This window comes from Isoptericola variabilis, assembly GCF_050311655.1.
Taxonomy (GTDB): domain Bacteria; phylum Actinomycetota; class Actinomycetes; order Actinomycetales; family Cellulomonadaceae; genus Isoptericola; species Isoptericola variabilis.
Genome location: NZ_JBNOZM010000003.1, coordinates 477,924 through 493,240 on the forward strand (window position 1 = coordinate 477,924; position 15,317 = coordinate 493,240).

The 15,317-nt window shown below is 72.8% G+C and carries 14 protein-coding genes; 8 read left to right on the top strand and 6 right to left on the bottom strand.

The window, feature by feature from the left end; genetic code table 11:
* The first annotated feature begins 45 nt into the window (after positions 1 to 45).
* Positions 46 to 1,005, top strand: a complete 960-nt coding sequence (locus ACQP60_RS09370; protein WP_429731162.1) for a diguanylate cyclase domain-containing protein — start codon at positions 46 to 48, stop codon at positions 1,003 to 1,005.
* 272 nt (positions 1,006 to 1,277) lie between these two features.
* Here ACQP60_RS09370 and ACQP60_RS09375 read toward each other — a convergent pair whose 3' ends face one another.
* Positions 1,278 to 2,201: an SDR family oxidoreductase gene (locus ACQP60_RS09375; RefSeq protein ID WP_429731165.1), complete on the bottom strand. Its 924-nt coding sequence runs from the start codon at positions 2,199 to 2,201 to the stop codon at positions 1,278 to 1,280.
* A gap of 93 nt (positions 2,202 to 2,294) precedes the next feature.
* Here ACQP60_RS09375 and ACQP60_RS09380 point away from each other — a divergent pair, with 93 nt between their 5' ends.
* Positions 2,295 to 2,831 carry a low molecular weight protein-tyrosine-phosphatase gene (locus tag ACQP60_RS09380; protein WP_429731419.1) on the top strand — a complete coding sequence of 179 codons (537 nt, stop codon included), beginning with the start codon at positions 2,295 to 2,297 and terminating at the stop codon, positions 2,829 to 2,831.
* On the opposite strand, the gene ACQP60_RS09385 is transcribed toward ACQP60_RS09380, so the two are convergent.
* Positions 2,791 to 3,705 (bottom strand): LysR family transcriptional regulator, encoded by a 915-nt coding sequence (locus tag ACQP60_RS09385; RefSeq protein WP_429731168.1) that lies wholly within the window; start codon positions 3,703 to 3,705, stop codon positions 2,791 to 2,793. The two genes, ACQP60_RS09380 and ACQP60_RS09385, sit on opposite strands and share 41 nt — an antisense overlap.
* Positions 3,706 to 3,841: 136 nt before the next feature.
* Here ACQP60_RS09385 and ACQP60_RS09390 point away from each other — a divergent pair, with 136 nt between their 5' ends.
* The 3 genes from ACQP60_RS09390 (at position 3,842) to ACQP60_RS09400 (ending at position 6,417) form a co-directional block, all read left to right on the top strand.
* A complete protein-coding gene (locus tag ACQP60_RS09390) occupies positions 3,842 to 5,269 on the top strand; it encodes a nucleobase:cation symporter-2 family protein (protein WP_429731171.1) in 1,428 nt (475 codons plus the stop codon).
* On the top strand, positions 5,269 to 5,781 hold the full coding sequence (locus ACQP60_RS09395; protein WP_429731174.1) for a nucleoside deaminase: 513 nt from the start codon (positions 5,269 to 5,271) through the stop codon (positions 5,779 to 5,781). Before ACQP60_RS09390 ends, ACQP60_RS09395 begins: the two co-directional genes overlap by 1 nt.
* A gap of 90 nt (positions 5,782 to 5,871) precedes the next feature.
* Positions 5,872 to 6,417 carry a GNAT family N-acetyltransferase gene (locus ACQP60_RS09400; RefSeq protein WP_429731177.1) on the top strand — a complete coding sequence of 182 codons (546 nt, stop codon included), beginning with the start codon at positions 5,872 to 5,874 and terminating at the stop codon, positions 6,415 to 6,417.
* Here the strand turns inward: ACQP60_RS09400 and ACQP60_RS09405 are convergent.
* The 4 genes from ACQP60_RS09405 to ACQP60_RS09420 all read right to left on the bottom strand — a co-directional run bounded on the left by ACQP60_RS09405 (position 6,350) and on the right by ACQP60_RS09420 (position 11,339).
* Positions 6,350 to 7,501 (bottom strand): alpha/beta hydrolase, encoded by a 1,152-nt coding sequence (locus ACQP60_RS09405; protein ID WP_429731180.1) that lies wholly within the window; start codon positions 7,499 to 7,501, stop codon positions 6,350 to 6,352. The genes ACQP60_RS09400 and ACQP60_RS09405 overlap by 68 nt on opposite strands.
* Positions 7,502 to 7,564: 63 nt before the next feature.
* Positions 7,565 to 8,995 carry a GntT/GntP/DsdX family permease gene (locus ACQP60_RS09410; RefSeq protein WP_429731183.1) on the bottom strand — a complete coding sequence of 477 codons (1,431 nt, stop codon included), beginning with the start codon at positions 8,993 to 8,995 and terminating at the stop codon, positions 7,565 to 7,567.
* A gap of 15 nt (positions 8,996 to 9,010) precedes the next feature.
* On the bottom strand, positions 9,011 to 10,627 hold the full coding sequence (locus tag ACQP60_RS09415) for an N-acyl-D-amino-acid deacylase family protein (RefSeq protein ID WP_429731185.1): 1,617 nt from the start codon (positions 10,625 to 10,627) through the stop codon (positions 9,011 to 9,013).
* A 25-nt stretch (positions 10,628 to 10,652) separates the two neighbouring features.
* On the bottom strand, positions 10,653 to 11,339 hold the full coding sequence (locus tag ACQP60_RS09420) for a helix-turn-helix transcriptional regulator (RefSeq protein ID WP_429731188.1): 687 nt from the start codon (positions 11,337 to 11,339) through the stop codon (positions 10,653 to 10,655).
* 160 nt (positions 11,340 to 11,499) lie between these two features.
* Here ACQP60_RS09420 and ACQP60_RS09425 point away from each other — a divergent pair, with 160 nt between their 5' ends.
* From ACQP60_RS09425 to ACQP60_RS09435, 3 genes are read left to right on the top strand one after another with little or no spacing between them, the layout of a single operon-like run.
* On the top strand, positions 11,500 to 12,618 hold the full coding sequence (locus ACQP60_RS09425; protein ID WP_429731191.1) for a M20 family metallopeptidase: 1,119 nt from the start codon (positions 11,500 to 11,502) through the stop codon (positions 12,616 to 12,618).
* Positions 12,619 to 12,650: 32 nt separating this feature from the next.
* Positions 12,651 to 13,958 carry an MFS transporter gene (locus tag ACQP60_RS09430; protein ID WP_429731193.1) on the top strand — a complete coding sequence of 436 codons (1,308 nt, stop codon included), beginning with the start codon at positions 12,651 to 12,653 and terminating at the stop codon, positions 13,956 to 13,958.
* Positions 13,958 to 15,250: an alanine racemase gene (locus ACQP60_RS09435; protein ID WP_429731195.1), complete on the top strand. Its 1,293-nt coding sequence runs from the start codon at positions 13,958 to 13,960 to the stop codon at positions 15,248 to 15,250. Before ACQP60_RS09430 ends, ACQP60_RS09435 begins: the two co-directional genes overlap by 1 nt.
* Positions 15,251 to 15,317: the final 67 nt, after the last annotated feature.

The following is a 15,317-nucleotide window of genomic DNA, read 5'->3' on the forward strand; positions in this document are numbered from 1 at the left end:
CGCGACGGGCGCCGGACGGTGTCGCGCCGCGGCCATACTTCCGCTGTGCACGACGAGATCGCCCGCCTGGCCCGCCACGTCGCCCCGCGCCGGTCGGCGCGCGCGGCGTCCGTCGGGGAGCTCGCGCAGCCGGTGCTGGTGGTGGGCTCGACGCTGCCCGTCGGGCAGCTGGAGGTGATCTTCCGGCGTCCGGAGGTGGGGTCGGTCGCGGTGCAGGACGACGCCGCGCCGGCCCGCACCGGCATCGTCACGCGGTCGGGCCTCACGGCCGCGCTCACGGGACGCCTGGGCTACGGGCGCGCGGTGCTGGAACGGCGCCCCACCGGGGCGGTCGCGGACTGGTCGCCCCTCGTCGTCGCCCCCGGGACGGCGCTGGCGGACGTCGCCGGGCGCGCGATGGCCCGCACGGCGGACCGGCGCTACGACGACGTCCTGGTCAGCGGCCCCTCGTCGTGGGGCGCCGCGAGCACGGCCGACGTCATGCGCGCCGTCGTCGCGGAGCTGGCCGAGCGTTCCACCCACGACCCGCTGACGCGACTGCCGGGACGCTCCGCCACCTGGTACGCGCTGCGGCACCGCTGCACCCTGGTGCGCGGCGGCGCGACCCGCGTGGTCCTGGTGCTGCTCGACGTGCGGGGCATGGCGCGGCTCAACGCCGACCTCGGGCAGGACGGCGGCGACGAGGTGCTCGCGGAGCTCGCGGCCCGGATCGCGGCGGCGCTGCCCGCCGGCTGCGAGGCGGGTCGGGTGGACGGCGACGTCTTCGCCGTCCTGGCCACCCTGCCGGCGATGGACGACATCCAGGCGGCGGCGTCCGCGGACGCGTTGCGCCGGCACGTGCTCGCGCACGTCGCCGCGCCCTCCGACGGGTTCGACGGCGTGGTCTGGCCGGGGCTGCACGCCGCAGCGGCGTGGTCCGTGGCCGGCGCGGCCGACGCCGACGAGCTCGTCGCCCAGGCGGAGCGACGCCTGCGGCGGGAGCGCCAGGCCGCCGTGCTCGCCTGACGGTGGGTACGAGAAAGCCCGCGGGCTGGAGGTCGAGCCTCCTGCCGTGCTGGACGAGGTCACGGCACCCGCGGGCTCCGGTGGTCGCGAGGAACTCGCTACCCGCCCGACGTTCTAGCGCGCGCGACTAGCGCGCGACCACCTCATGGGTCCGAAGAGTCTTCACTGCTCGGATCACCTCCCTTCTCATGTGCCGACGACGCTACGCCCGCACGGCGAGGGAGGCCAAGGGTTTTCCTCAGGGTGAACTCGGCAGGACGCGCCGACCGCGATCAGGCACGCCGCAGATGCGCCCACTCGCCGGGGTAGTCGTCGAGCCACTGCGCGAGCGAGCGCGCGGGCCGCCCGACGAGCCGGCCGACGTCGTCGGAGACGTGCGCGAGCTCGCCCGCGGCGATGGCGGTGTACGACGAGACCCACCCGTCGAGCTCGAACGGCTCCGCCCCGTACCCGGCGCGGGAGGCGTACGCCTCCTCCTCGGTCTCGGGGTGGTAGGTGAGGTCGCGGCCGGCGGCGCGGCCGAGCGTGGCCGCCACCTCGTCGAGGGTGAGCGCCTGCGGCCCGGTGACCTCGTAGATCGCGCCGTCGTGCCGGGCGGGCCGCTCGTCGAGGATGACGGCGGTCGCGACGTCCGCGACGTCGTCGTGCGACACGGCCGCCACGCGCCCGTCGGCCGCCGGGCCCCGGATCACGCCGTCGTGCCCGACGAACGTGCTCAGCGCGTGGAAGTAGAGGTTGTCGCGCAGCACCGTCCAGCGCAGCCCGGTGCGGGCGCCGACGGCGGCCAGGTGCTCCTCGGTGTGCCAGTGGTCGCGGGCGAACGTGAAGACGGCCTCCGGGGCCGCGCCCGCGAACGACGTGTACACGAGGCGCTCGACGCCGGCCGCGGCGGCGGCGTCGATCATCGCCGTGTGCTGCGCGACGCGGTCCGGCGCCTCGCGCGCGCTCACCAGGAACACCGTCCGCACGCCGTCGAACGCGGCGCGCATCCCCTCCGTGTCGCGGTAGCCGTCGGCCACGGCGACCTGGCACTCGGGCAGCGGCCTCCCGTCCGAGAGGCGCGGGGCGCGCGCCGGGTCCCGCACGACCAGCCGTTGCCGCGCGCCCTCCGCCGCGAGCCGGAACGCCAGTCGTGACCCGAGCCGTCCGCTCGCACCGGTCACGGCGATCAGCCCGTCCGCCGCCCATCTCGCCATGCCACACGGTAGGCACGGATCGGGGGGCAGGGCTCGGCGAGAGGCGAGAATGGGCCGGTGACCGCCACCCCGTACAGCGCCCCGTACCGCGTGATGACCGTCTGCACCGGCAACATCTGCCGCTCCCCCATGGCCGAGATCGTGCTGCGCGACCGGCTCGAGGCCGCCGGCCTCGGCGACCGTGTGGTCGTGGACTCGACCGGCGTGAGCGACGAGGAGCACGGCAACCCCGTGGACGGCCGTGCCCGCCGCACCCTGGCCGCCCACGGCTACCCGACGGGCGACGGGCACCGCGCCCGCCAGGTCACCGCCGCGGACCTCGCCGACCACGACCTGCTGCTGCCCATGACGGCGCAGCACGCCCGCCGCCTGCGGCGTCTCGCCGACCGTGCCGCCGGGTCGCCCGGGCTCGCCGAGATCCGTCTCTACCGGTCGTTCGACCCCGACGCCCCCGTCGTCGAGCCCGGCGGCGACGAGCACCTGCTCGACGTCGACGACCCCTGGTACGGCGACGAGTCCGGCTTCGAGACCACCCTGGCCGAGATCGAGGCCGCCGCCGACGGGATCGTCGAGCACGTGCGGGCGCGCCTCACCGGGTCGTCGACTGACCGAACGGCGACGTCTCGCTGATCTTCAGGCGCCGGAACGCGTCGACGAGCCATGACTCCGCGGCGTCGAGCCGCCGCCGGCGCTGCCACAGCAGGTCGACGGACACGATCCAGTCCGTGTGCGGGTACGCCTCCAGGGAGAGCTCGACGAGCCGCCCCGAGCGCAGCTCGTCGCGCACCAGGAGGCGCGGGAGCGTCGCCCAGCCCACGCCCGAGCGCGCCAGCGAGATGAGGGCCTCGTAGGAGTCCGCCGTCCAGGTCTGGACGGACTGCAGGTACTCGCTGGTCGGCAGGGCGCGCGCGTGCGCGTCGTACGCGATGCGGCGGTGGGCGCGGAGGTCGTCGAACGAGGGCCGGGCGATCTGCGCCAGCGGGTGATCGCGGTGCGCGATGTGCGCCATGATCACCTTGCCGAGCTGGTGGAAGGCCAGGGTCTCGTCGTAGTCCGGGACCGCGAATGCGACGCCCACGCTCGCCTCGCCGCGCAGCACGGCCGCGGCGGCGTCGCCCTGTGCCGGGTTGCGCAGGCGCACATCGGTGTGGGGAAACCTCGTGGCGAACGCCGTGAGGACAGGTTGAATCAGCGCGTACGGTGCGGCGACGGCGAGAGTGACGCTGGTCGGGATGCCCTCGGCCAGGGCGTCCCCGTGCCGCTCGAACGACACGCTGCGGTCGTACAGCGCCTGGGCCTCCAGCAGCATCGCCTCGCCCGCCGCGGTGAGGGACGGACGACGCGTCGAGCGGTCGAAGAGCTCGGTGTCGAGCGCGATCTCGAGGTTCGCGATGGCGACGCTTACCGTCGACTGCGAACGCTGCATCGCGCGTGCGGCCGCGGAGAACGAGCCGTGGCGGGCGACGAGGACGAACGCCTCCACCTGGTCGATCGAGAATCTCACGCGCGCAAACTATCGGATCCGTCGATAGAAACTCAGTTCTGCCATCGACAAGTGCGCCCGTAGTCTCCCGGTCACTGGCAACGAGGCCGATCCCGCCCGAGCAACGACGCCCGGGTCACGAGGAGAGGAGAGCCCCATGACTGTTCAGCTCCGCCCGGGGCGGTCGAACCGCCCGACCGCCACCAGGAACGACCGCCCGACCGACCCCGTCGACGAGATCCTCCCGGCACGGTCGATGATCACGCTCGGCCTGCAGCACGTGCTCGTCATCTACGCCGGCGTGGTGGCCGTGCCGCTCGTCCTGTCCGGCGCGCTCGGCCTGACGTCGTCACAGACCGTCACCCTCGTCAACGCCAACCTGCTGCTCGGGGGACTCGCGACCCTGGTGCAGACCTTCGGGTTCTGGCGCTTCGGCGCGCGGCTGCCGCTGATCCAGGGCGCGTCGTTCATCGCCCTGTCGCCCATGCTGCTCATCGGCACCGAGTACGGGATGACGGCCGTCGTCGGGTCGTGCCTCGTCGCCGGCGCGCTGGCGATCTGCCTGGCGCCCGTCTTCTCGCGCCTGCTGCGGTACTTCCCCCGGGTCGTGATCGGCTGCCTCATCACGGTGGTAGGGATCTCGCTGATGCCCGCCGCGGCGGGGTGGCTCGGCGGTGGCGAGGGAGCCGAGGACTTCGGGGCACCCCGTCACCTGTTGGTCGGGCTGCTGACGATCGTGGTCACGCTGGTGGTGTACGTGCGGTTCACGGGCCTGCTGTCCGCCCTCGCGGTGCTCGTCGGGCTCCTCGTGGGGACGGTGGTGGCCGTCGCCGCCGGCATGAGCGACTTCTCCGGCGTCGGCGACGCGGCGTGGTTCGGTGTCTCCGCGCCGCTCGCGTTCGGCGTCCCGACCTTCGAGCCGGTGCCGATCCTGGTCATGACCCTCGCGATGGTCGTCATCATGGCCGAGACGACCGGCAACACCCTGGCCATCGGACGCATGGTGGGCAGGGAGATCACGCCCCGCAGGCTCGGTGACGCCTTCCGTGCCGAAGGGCTGTCCACTATGGCCTCCAGCCTGGCCAACGGGTTCCCGCTCAACGCCTTCAGCCAGAACACGGGGCTGATCGCGATGACGAAGGTCCGCAGCCGGTACGTCGTCGCGGTCGCGGGCGCGATCCTCGTCGTCCTGGGGCTGGTCCCCAAGCTCGGCGCGGTGATCGCGGCCGTGCCTCCCGCGGTGCTGGGTGGCGGGGCGATCGTGATGTTCGGGATGACGACGGCCGCGGGCATCCAGGAGCTCGCGCAGGTGCGCTACCAGGACACGCCGAACGCGCTGATCGTCGCGATCTCCATCAGCGTCGGCGTCCTTCCGATGGCGATGCCGGAGCTGCTGGCCGACGTCCAGGGCCCGCTGCGGATGGTGCTCGAGAGCGGCATCTTCCTCTGCGCCATCGTCGCCGTGCTCATGAACGCCCTGCTCAACCGCCGTGCCGCGGACGACGCGCCCGCCGAGCCGGCGCCGTCGGCGGAACCGACCGCCGACCCCACTACCCACCCTGTCCCCACCCCGAGGAGCGCCTGATGGCCCACCTGCCGACCGACACCGACCTCTCCCTGCTGCGCGAGGCGATCGCGCTCTCCGCCGACGCGAAGGCGCGGGGACGCCACCCGTTCGCGGCGCTGGTCGCCACTGCCGACGGGCGGGTCGTCTCTCGCCGCGGGAACAACTCGATGCCGCCGGAGGGCGACCCGACCCAGCACGCCGAGCTCATGGCCGCCGCAGAGGCAGCCCGGACGCTGTCGCCCGAGGAGCTGGTGGGCGCCACCCTCTACACGAGCGCCGAACCATGCGTCATGTGCACCGGCGCCGTGTACTGGTGCGGCATCGGTCGCGTCGTCTACGCGCTCTCCGAGACGCGGCTCCTCGACCTCACCGGTGACGACCCGGAGAACCCGACGTTCGCCCTGCCGTGCCGGGACGTGGTCGCGCACGGGCAGCGGGAGATCGAGATCGTGGGCCCGCTCCTGGAGGACGAGGCGGCAGCGCCGCACGTCGGCTTCTGGACCCGCCGGTCCGACGCCGGCGCGGCCTGACCGGCGACGCCGTCCCGCGCCCGTCCAGCCACCGCGGCCCGCCCGGAAATCCCGGCGCGGGCCGTGGCCGTGCGGTGAAAGGATCGGTCCATGACGACACCCCCCGCTCCGCCGACCGTCCGACGCGCCCGCCAGGACGAGTGGCGCGAGACCCGCGACCTGCGCCTGGCGGCGCTGCAGGACCCGGCGGCCCCGGTGGCGTTCCTCGAGACGTACGACGTCGCGGCGGCGCGCCCGGACGCGTTCTGGCAGGAGCGGGCGCGCGGCAACGCGACGAGCGACGCGGTGGCGGCGCTCGTCGCCGTCGACGCGGACGGCAGGTGGGTCGCCACGACGACGGGCCTGATCGAGGAGCCGGGCGCGACCGACGTGCTGGGCGGGCCGGTCGCGCAGCGCCAGGTGCACCTGGTGGGCGTGTTCGTGCGGCCCGAGCACCGCGGCGCCGGTCTGCTGGGGCGGCTGTTCGACGGCGTCCAGGACTGGGCGCGGAGCGCCGGTGTCGCCCGGGCGCGGCTGTGCGTGCACGTCGACAACCCGCGGGCGCAGGCCGCCTACGCCAAGCTCGGGTTCACGCCGTCGGGCGAGCGCTTCGTCCTCGAGCAGGGCGAGGAGATCGAGCTGGTGCGGGCGCTCTGACCCCGCGCCGCGACGGGCGGCCGGCGCCGAAGGTGCGGCGCCACCAGGCGGCCACGCCCGTCGGCTCGGGTTCGGCCGCCGCGGTCGGGGCGGGCACGTAGGCGTGGACCCAGCGGGAGATCTCGCGCCAGACGACGTCGCGCACCGCGGGGGCGGAGAGGGTGACGTCGTGCAGGGCGCCGTCGATCCGGACCAGGGTGACGAGGCTGCCCAGCGCGGGGACGCGGCGCGCGACACCGCCCACCTCGAGCACGGAGTCGGTGGTCATCATCTCGGGGCTCCACCGCACGGGCGCCGTCGAGCGGGTCGACAGCAGCACCAGCACCGGGATGTCGATGCCGAGCCCGCGGGACACGCGCTCCTGCCCCTGGAAGATCGCGGACAGCCACGCCGGGGTGGTGCGCCAGCCCGTGTCGGGGCGCCAGGCCGGGTCGATCTCCCACGCGCCGTCGTACCGGTTGGAGACGCTACGGACGTAGTACCCGAGGTCCACGTTCACCAGGTGGCTGCGCGGCGCGAGCGCGGCCTGCGCGCGCAGGCCCGGCTCCAGCATCCACCGCCCCACGCTGCGGGTCTGGAACTCGAGCCACGGGCTGTTGAGCACCAGCGCGTCCGCGCGCCCCGGCCGGTGCGACACCCACAGGCTCAGCACCAGCCCGCCCGTCGAGTGGCCCATGAGCACCAGGCGGCGGCCCGACGACGGCTTCGGGCCGTGGCCGAGCACGGCCAGCGCGGCCTCGATGTCCTCGTCGTACGTCGCCAGCGCGGTGACGAACCCCGGCGTCTGGTGCTCGCGCAGGCTCCGGCCGTACTTGCGCAGGTCGAGGGCGTAGAACCGCGCGCCCTGCCGCTCCCAGAACGCCGCCAGGTGGGTCTGGAAGAAGTAGTCCACCCAGCCGTGCACGTACAGGACGTCGATGCCGGCGTCCCGCCCGGGCGTCGCGACGCCCGGCTCGACGGCCCTCCGCACCAGCGTCGCGACGACGTCGCCCTCGAAGTCCGGCTCCAGCGGCAGGGTCAGCCGCTCGAAGCCGGGCAGCGCGTCGGGCTCCCACGTGCTGCCCGGGTCGGTCTCGTCCTCCACGCCCCGAACGTAAGGAATGCTGCGCGCTGCCGCGACCCCACCGCCGGGTGAGCCTGTCGGCGGCTAGACGACCAGCCAGAGCAGCCAGGTGAAGACCAGGCCGAGGACGGCGATGATCGTCTCCATCACCGTCCAGGTCTTCAAGGTCTGTCCGACCGTCATGCCGAAGTACTCCTTGACCAGCCAGAACCCGGCGTCGTTGACGTGCGACAGGATCAGCGAGCCGGCGCCGATGGCGAGCACGAGCAGCGCGAGGTGCGTCGGCGTGAGGCCGGTGGCGAGCGGCGCGACGATGCCCGACGCGGTGACGATCGCGACCGTCGCGGACCCGGTCGCGATCCGCACCAGCACGGCGATCAGCCAGCCGAGCAGCAGGATGGACAGGCTCATCGCGACGGCGGCCTTGCCGATGGCGATGCCCGTGCCGCCCTCGACCAGCACGGCCTTGAAGCCGCCGCCGGCACCGACGATCATCGTGGCGCTCGCGATGGGCTTGAGGCTCTCCGTCATCTTCGAGCCGAGGGTGCCGAGCGAGAACCCGACGCTGGTGCCGAACGTGATCATCGCGAGCAGGACGGCGATGAGCAGCGCCACGAGCGGCTCGCCGATGAACGACACGAACGGGAAGAACCACGAGTCCGGGCTGGCCCAGACCTCGACGCCCGCGCGCACCAGCATGAGGATCACCGGGCTGAGGATCGTCACCAGGGTGAGCACGAACGTGGGGTTGTGGGTCTTCACCGTGCCGGGCTCGCCCGACCCCGCGTCGTCCGCCGCGACGATGCCCCCGCCGCCGCCCTGCGCGCCGATCGGCACGAGCTTGGCGGCGAACCGGCCCCACACCGGGCCGGCGATGATCACGGTGGGCACGGCGATGAGCAGGCCGAGCGCCATGGTGATGCCGACGTCGGCGCCGAGGTTGCCGATGGCGGCCAGCGGCCCGGGGTGCGGTGGCACGAAACCGTGCAGCACCGACAGCCCGGCCAGCGCCGGCATGGCCAGCAGCATCGCCGGCAGCCCCGAGCGCCGGACGGCCAGCATGATCACCGGGATCAGGAGGACGAGCCCGACCTCGAAGAACATCGGGATGCCGATGAGGAACGCGATGAGCGCCATCCGCCACGGCAGGCTCCCGGTGCTGCCGCGGAAGATCTTGTCGACGATCTCGTCCGCTCCCCCGGAGTCGGCGAGCAGCTTGCCGAGCATGGCGCCCAGCACCACCAGCACGCCGACGGTGCCCAGGACGTCACCGACGCCGGTCTCGAACACCCCGGCGACGTCGCCGAGCGGGATGCCGGACCCGATCGCCACGAACAGCGACCCGATGGTCAGGGCCAGGAAGCCGTGCATCTTGAGCATCGTGATGAGGAGCACCACCACGGCGATGCCGATGGCGGTGACCACCAGCACCTGCGTGTCGTGCTCCGACCACGGCTGGTTGATCAGCTCGAGCGTGTTGTCGTCGTCCCCCGCGGCCTGCAGCAGCGCGTGCATCGGGTTCCTCCTGTCTCAGCGGGTGCCGCTCCCGGTGCGTCGCAGCGCGCGTCCGGGGAGGGCGTCGGTGCGGGCGCCGTCGTCGATGACGGCGACGCCGTCGACCAGGACCAGGTCGATGCCCGCCGCCTGCTGGCGGGGGTTCTCGAACGTGGCGGTGTCCTGGACGGTGTCGGGGTCGAGCAGCACGAGGTCCGCGGCGTAACCGGGGCGGACCAGCCCGCGGTCGGCCAGCTTCAGGCGGGCCGCGGGCCGGCCCGTGAGGTGGTGCACGCAGTCCTCGAGGGTGAGGACGCCGAGCTCGCGCACGTACCGCGCGAGGTAGCGCGGGAACGTGCCCCACGCGCGCGGGTGCGGGCGGCCGCCCACGAGGATCGCGTCCGAGCCCCCGCAGTGCGTGCGGTGCCGCATGATCGCGCGCACGTTCTCCTCGTGGCCCACGTGCTGCAGGATCGTCGTGCCGAGCCGGTCGGCCACGAGCTGCTCCACGAAGACGTCCCCGGGCTCGCGACCCTCGTCGCGGGCGATCGCCTCGACCGTGCGGCCCACGCGGCCGGACAGCGCCGGGTTCTGCACGCCGCTGATCTCGATCGTGTCCCACTCGGCCACGCAGCCGTGGCAGCCGTCGGTGCCGACGTGCTCCAGCTCGTACAGGATGCGCTCGCGGTCGGCGGGGTCCGCGAGCCGCGCGAGCAGCGCGTCCGTGCCGCCGGAGAACGACCAGCTCGGCAGGATCGCGCTGAGCGTCGTCGAGCCGGGCAGGTACGGGTACGTGTCGAGCGTGACGTCGACGCCGTCGTCCAGCGCCGCGTCGATCAGCGCGAGCAGCTCGCCCGCACGGCCCTTGTTCGGCGCGAAGTTCATCGTCGCGTGCGTGAGGTGCAGCGCGCAGCCCGTGGCGCGGGCCAGGTCGATCATCTCCGCGTACGCCTCGAGGGCGCCCTTGCCGTACGACCGGTGGTGCGGGCTGTAGTAGCCGTCGTGCTCGGCCACGACGCGCAGCAGCGCGGCGAGCTCGTCGTCGTCGGCGTACATGCCGGGCGTGTACGTGAGGCCGCTGCTCATGCCCAGCGCGCCCTCCCGCATCCCCTGCGCGAGCAGCTCGCCCATCCGGGCGACCTCCGCGGCGGTGGCCGGGCGTTCGTCCGGCCCGACGACGAGGAGCCGCAGCGTGCCCTGCGGCACCAGGTAGGCGGCGTGGCACGCGATCCCGCGGTCCAGGCGGTCGAGGTAGCCGGCCACGGACTCCCAGTCCCAGGCGAAGCCCGGCGGGTCGTCGTTCCAGCCCGCGATCTGCGCCCGGATCGCCGCGCGGGTGCGGTCGTCCACGGGCGCGTACGACAGGCCGTCCTGGCCCAGCACCTCGAGCGTGACGCCCTGGCTCACCTTCGCCGTGTGGTCCGGGTGGGCGAGGATCTGCACGTCGGAGTGCGCGTGCATGTCGATGAAGCCGGGCGTCAGCGCGCGGCCCTCGGCGTCGATCGTGCGGTGCGCGCCGGCGGCACGGGCGTCGGCGCGGCCCTCGTCGACGGCGGTGACGCGGCCGTCGGTCACCGCGACGTCGGCGACGACGCCCGGCGCGCCCGTGCCGTCGAGCACCAGCGCGTCGCGGATCAGCCACTCGGCGGCCATGCCGGACCTCCCTGCAGCAGCGTCGTCACGAACCGTTGCGGATCTCGTCCAGATATCCGTACGCCGTCACCTTCGAGATGGACAGTCGCCTCGCGGTGCGTTCGACCGATCGCTTGACGAAAAATGCCCCGCGCTCCTCCAGGTAGCGGAGGATCTCGACGCGCTCGGGCTTCCCGAGGAGTGGTACCGGCTTGCCGACCTGACGGATCGCGGCCTCGATCATGTCGTCGAGCACCGTGGTGATGTCCGGCGCGATGACTTCGCTCACCGGTTGGCTCCGACGCTGCGGCAGCAGATCGTCGAGGACCGTCCGCGCGGTCTGCAGGGCGGTCAGGTCGACGTTGATGCACAGCGAGGCCATGACCTTGCCGTCCTGGTCGCGGAAGTAGATGGAGGAGCAGTTGAGGTCCCGGCCACCGGACGTCCGACCGGGATAGCCGAACCGGTTGTGGTCCTCGCTCTCGGAGCTGAGCACCTCGAGCCCGAGATTGGTCGACGGTCCGCCGACGGAACGGCCCGTGACGTGGCCGTTCTCGATCGCGACGATCGTCCGCTCCATGTGGTGGTCGCGGAGGTCGTGCAGGACGACCTCGCAGTGCGGGCCGACGGCCGTGGCGATCGCCCGCATGACCGGCCTCAGCATGGCGGCGAGAGTCTCGATCGAGTCGACCGCGGGAACGGGCGTGAACAGTGCGCTCATCTCCGGGGTCATCGCGGACACCGGGGTTCCCGGATCTGACACAGGGCCTCCTCGACCTCGTAGCTGGCGTCAGTCTAGCCAGATGTAAAAGTAGTCAAGGCGCTAGACATTCGGTAAATCTCCGTGCTTGACTGCGTGCGCCCTCTACCGGTCGAAGGAGACAGGAGCACCCATGACTGGTCCCCGCGCGCTGCTCGAACAGCTGGTCCGCATCCCCTCGGTGAACCCCCGGGAAGCCGCGACGCCAGCGGAGACGCCGCTGGCCGAGTTCGTCGCCGAGTGGGCGAGAGCCCGGGGCATGCAGGCGGAGCTCGTCCCCGTGCAGGACGGTCGGGCGAACGTCGTCGTGACCCTGGCCGGGGCCTCGGACGACGTGATCCTGCTCGAGACCCACCTCGACACCGTCGAGGCCGACGGCATGACCGTCGCGCCGTACGAGGTGACGTATCAGGACGGCCGCGCGTACGGCCGCGGGACCTGCGACGCCAAGGGGCAGCTCGCCGTCTTCCTCAGCGCGATGGAGGCGGTCGCCGCGGCGGGAGTCCCGTCCCGCACGGTGGTGCTGGCCGGTGTCGTCGACGAGGAGCACCGCTACGTCGGCGTCCAGGAGCTGCGGCGCACCTGGGCGCGCACGCCGCTGGCCGCGATCGTCGGCGAGCCCACCTCGCTGCGCATGGTGGTGGCCCACAAGGGCTGCATGCGTTGTCGGATCACGGTCCGGGGCGACGGCGGGCACAGCTCCGAGCCGTGGGGGCGCAGCAACGCGATCTCGCTCGCGGCCGAGGTCGTCTCCTACCTGCAGGGCCCCGACGTCCAGGGGGCGCTCGACGCACAGGCCCAGGAGCTCGTCGGGCCACCGTCCCTGGCGGTCACGATGATCGAGGGCGGGGCCGGGCCGAACATCCTGCCCGAGACGTGCACCATCACCATCGACCGGCGCACCGTCCCGGGCGAGGATCCGCACCAGGTGTGGGAGGCGCTCGCCGACGACCTGACCTCCCGCTGGCCCGACGTCGTCGAGGTCGCGGAGCCCCACATCGTCGACTACGCCCTGGCAGCGACCGAGAGCCCCGCGCTCGATCAGTTCCAGGCGGTCCTGCGGTCGCACGGGCTCGACGGCGCTCCCCTCGGGGTCGGGCACGGCACCGACGCGTCGAAGCTGGCGCTGGACGGCGTGCCCTGCGTCGTGTTCGGCGCCGGGTCCATCGGCAAGGCGCACACCGCCGACGAGTACGTCCCCCTGGACGAGCTCGACGCGGCGTGCGCGGTCATCACCAGCTTCATCCACTGATCGCCGTCGATCAGCAACCCGGAAGGTCACTCATGGTCACATCTGCCGCGACCACCGTCGGTCGTCGCACGCGAGCGCGCTTCGGCGTCCTCGCCACGAACTTCCTCGTCCTCGGGCTGAACTACTCGGACCGTGCAGCGTTCGGCGTCGCCGCGCCGTTCATCATCGCCGAGTTCGGGTTCAGCTCCTCCGCGTTCGGCTGGCTGGCCGCGGCGTTCGCCTTCACCTACTCGCCGTTCGGCTTCATCGGGGGCTGGCTCGCCGACCGGTACGGGCCGAGGAACGTCATGGCCTGGGCCATCGCGGCATGGTCGGTGTTCACGGCCCTGACCGCGGCTGGCTTCAGCTTCATCAGCTTCCTGATCATCCGCCTGCTCTTTGGCGCAGGCGAGGGCCCGCAGGCGACGGTGACGGCGAAGCTCATGCACAACTGGTTCCCCAAGCGTGAGCTCGGGATGGCCGTAGGTGTCGCCAACGCCTCCACGCCGCTGGGCGGGGCCGTCGGCACGCCGATCGTCGTCGCCATCATGGCGGCGACCGACGGCAACTGGCGCCTCCCGTTCATCATCTTCGGCGCGGTCGGGATCCTCTTCCTGGTGGGCTGGCTGGTCGTCGTGCGGGACACGCCCGAGCAGCACCGCGGCGCCTCCGAGGCCGAGGTTGCCTACATCCGCGAGGGGCAGGCGTCGGCGGGCAAGACCACAGCCGGTCGCGCGTCGGCATGGTGGCGCTACCTCCGCATCTCCAGCGTCTGGGCCACGGCGGTCGCCTACTTCGGCTACGCATGGATCCTGTGGACGTTCCTCAACTGGTTCCCGACGTACCTCGTCCAGGAGCGGGGAATCGACCTCGCCCAGCTGTCCATCGGCGGCTCGCTCCCGTGGATCGGTGGGTGCGTCGGCATGGTGCTCGGCGGTGTCGTGACGGACTGGATCGCGCGCCGGACGGGGCGGTCCATGGAAGCACGACGCTGGACTGTCGTCGTGTGCCTCACGCTCACGGCCCTCTTGTTCGCGTTCGTCGGCGTCGTGGCCTCCACGACCGGAGCCATCTTGCTGATGGCCGTCGTCATCCTGCTGCTCTACTTCACCGGCGCCCAGTACTGGCTGATCATCGGCGAGGCGGTGCCGGGCGACGCCTATGGCTCGGTGTCCGGGGCGGTGCAGATGTTCGCGACCACGGCGTCGATCTTCGCCCCGATCGTGACCGGCTACCTCATCGAGTCGGCGCTCGGCTGGACGGGGACCTTCGCCGTCGGGGGTGCTGTCGCGGTCCTGGGTGCCCTGCTCCTAGGCTTCTTCGGCAAGGAACGATCCGTCGACGCGATCGAGGTGGACTGATGGACGAGGCAAAGATCGACGCGATCGCCGGGGAGGTCCTGCTCCCGGAGCACAAGTCGTTGCCGCCGTCGTCGTGGGGACTGACGCACAGGGAGTACCTCGCTCGTGGGCCACGTCTGAGCGAGCTCAGCACCCCGGTGTTCACGCTGGACCGCGGCGCGCTCGACCACAATCTCGACAGCATGGCGCGATGGTGCGCGGAGCGCGGGCTCGACCTCGCGCCGCACGGCAAGACGACGATGTCGCCCCAGCTCTGGCGCGAGCAGCTCGACCGCGGCGCCTGGGGGATCACGCTCGCGACGGCCTGGCAGGCCCAGATGGCGCGGTGGTACGGCTTCGACCGGATCGTCATCGCCAACCAGCTGATCGACCCCGTCGGCCTCCGCTGGGCGTCCGACGAGCTGCTGGCACACCCGGGCTTCGAGCTCTACTGCTGGATCGACGGCACGACCCAGCTCGACCTGATGACGCAGGTGTTCGACGAGCGCCACGCCGAGCGGCCGCTCCGGGTGCTGGTCGAGCTCGGCGCGGACGGTGGCCGTACCGGGGTCCGTAGCATCGACGCGGCCCTCGAGCTCGCTCGGGAGGTCGACCGGAGACCCGGTCTCGTCCTTGCCGGCGTCGGTGGCTACGAGGGCGCCCTCTCCGGTGATCGGAGCGAGGCAGGCGTGGCCCGGGTGCGGGACTACCTCGCGGCGCTCGCGCACCTGCACCGGCGGATCGACGAGGCCGGCCTCTACCGGGACGGCGCCGTCGTCACCGCCGGTGGCAGCGCGTTCTTCGACGTGGTGGCTGAGGAGTGCGGCGGCCTCGCGGACCCTGACGGCACGCGCGGGACCCCGACCCGGGTGGTGCTCCGTTCCGGGGCGTACGTCGCCCACGACGCGGGACACTATGCGCGCATCTCGGCGCTGGAGCAGCCCGGCGCGACCGCGTCGCTCCGCCCCGCGATGCACGCGTGGACGCGGGTGCTCTCCCACCCGCAGCCCGGCCTGGCCTTCTCCGACGCCGGGCGTCGCGACGTGCCGTTCGACATCGACCTGCCCGTTCCGGAGCGCGTGCTCGGGCATCCCGACGTCGACGTGTCGGGCGTGCGGGTCACCGCGCTCAACGACCAGCACGCGTACCTGCAGTCCGCGCTGCCGGAGGGCGGGCTGGACGTGGGGATGGTGGTGCGCCTCGGGCTGTCCCATCCGTGCACCGCGTTCGACAAGTGGGAGCTCGTCCCGGTGATCGACGACGCCGACGCGGCGGACCCGGTCGTCGTGGACCTCGTGCGCGTGTACTTCTGACCGTGCCCGCGTAGCGATCAGCGACGCCCCATCAGAATCCCGCGGCGTGTCGTGCGCCGTACCACCC

What these genes read in the sequence shown, in the direction of transcription:
- ACQP60_RS09410 (WP_429731183.1), bottom strand. Translation starts at nt 8,995, where the DNA reads ATGCACGCGCTGCTGCAGGCCGCGGGGGACGACGACAACACGCTCGAG.
- ACQP60_RS09390 (WP_429731171.1), top strand. Translation starts at nt 3,842, where the DNA reads ATGACTGTTCAGCTCCGCCCGGGGCGGTCGAACCGCCCGACCGCCACC.
- ACQP60_RS09435 (WP_429731195.1), top strand. Translation starts at nt 13,958, where the DNA reads ATGGACGAGGCAAAGATCGACGCGATCGCCGGGGAGGTCCTGCTCCCG.
- ACQP60_RS09400 (WP_429731177.1), top strand. Translation starts at nt 5,872, where the DNA reads ATGACGACACCCCCCGCTCCGCCGACCGTCCGACGCGCCCGCCAGGAC.
- ACQP60_RS09395 (WP_429731174.1), top strand. Translation starts at nt 5,269, where the DNA reads ATGGCCCACCTGCCGACCGACACCGACCTCTCCCTGCTGCGCGAGGCG.
- ACQP60_RS09415 (WP_429731185.1), bottom strand. Translation starts at nt 10,627, where the DNA reads ATGGCCGCCGAGTGGCTGATCCGCGACGCGCTGGTGCTCGACGGCACG.
- ACQP60_RS09375 (WP_429731165.1), bottom strand. Translation starts at nt 2,201, where the DNA reads ATGGCGAGATGGGCGGCGGACGGGCTGATCGCCGTGACCGGTGCGAGC.
- ACQP60_RS09380 (WP_429731419.1), top strand. Translation starts at nt 2,295, where the DNA reads ATGACCGTCTGCACCGGCAACATCTGCCGCTCCCCCATGGCCGAGATC.
- ACQP60_RS09430 (WP_429731193.1), top strand. Translation starts at nt 12,651, where the DNA reads ATGGTCACATCTGCCGCGACCACCGTCGGTCGTCGCACGCGAGCGCGC.
- ACQP60_RS09425 (WP_429731191.1), top strand. Translation starts at nt 11,500, where the DNA reads ATGACTGGTCCCCGCGCGCTGCTCGAACAGCTGGTCCGCATCCCCTCG.
- ACQP60_RS09420 (WP_429731188.1), bottom strand. Translation starts at nt 11,339, where the DNA reads ATGACCCCGGAGATGAGCGCACTGTTCACGCCCGTTCCCGCGGTCGAC.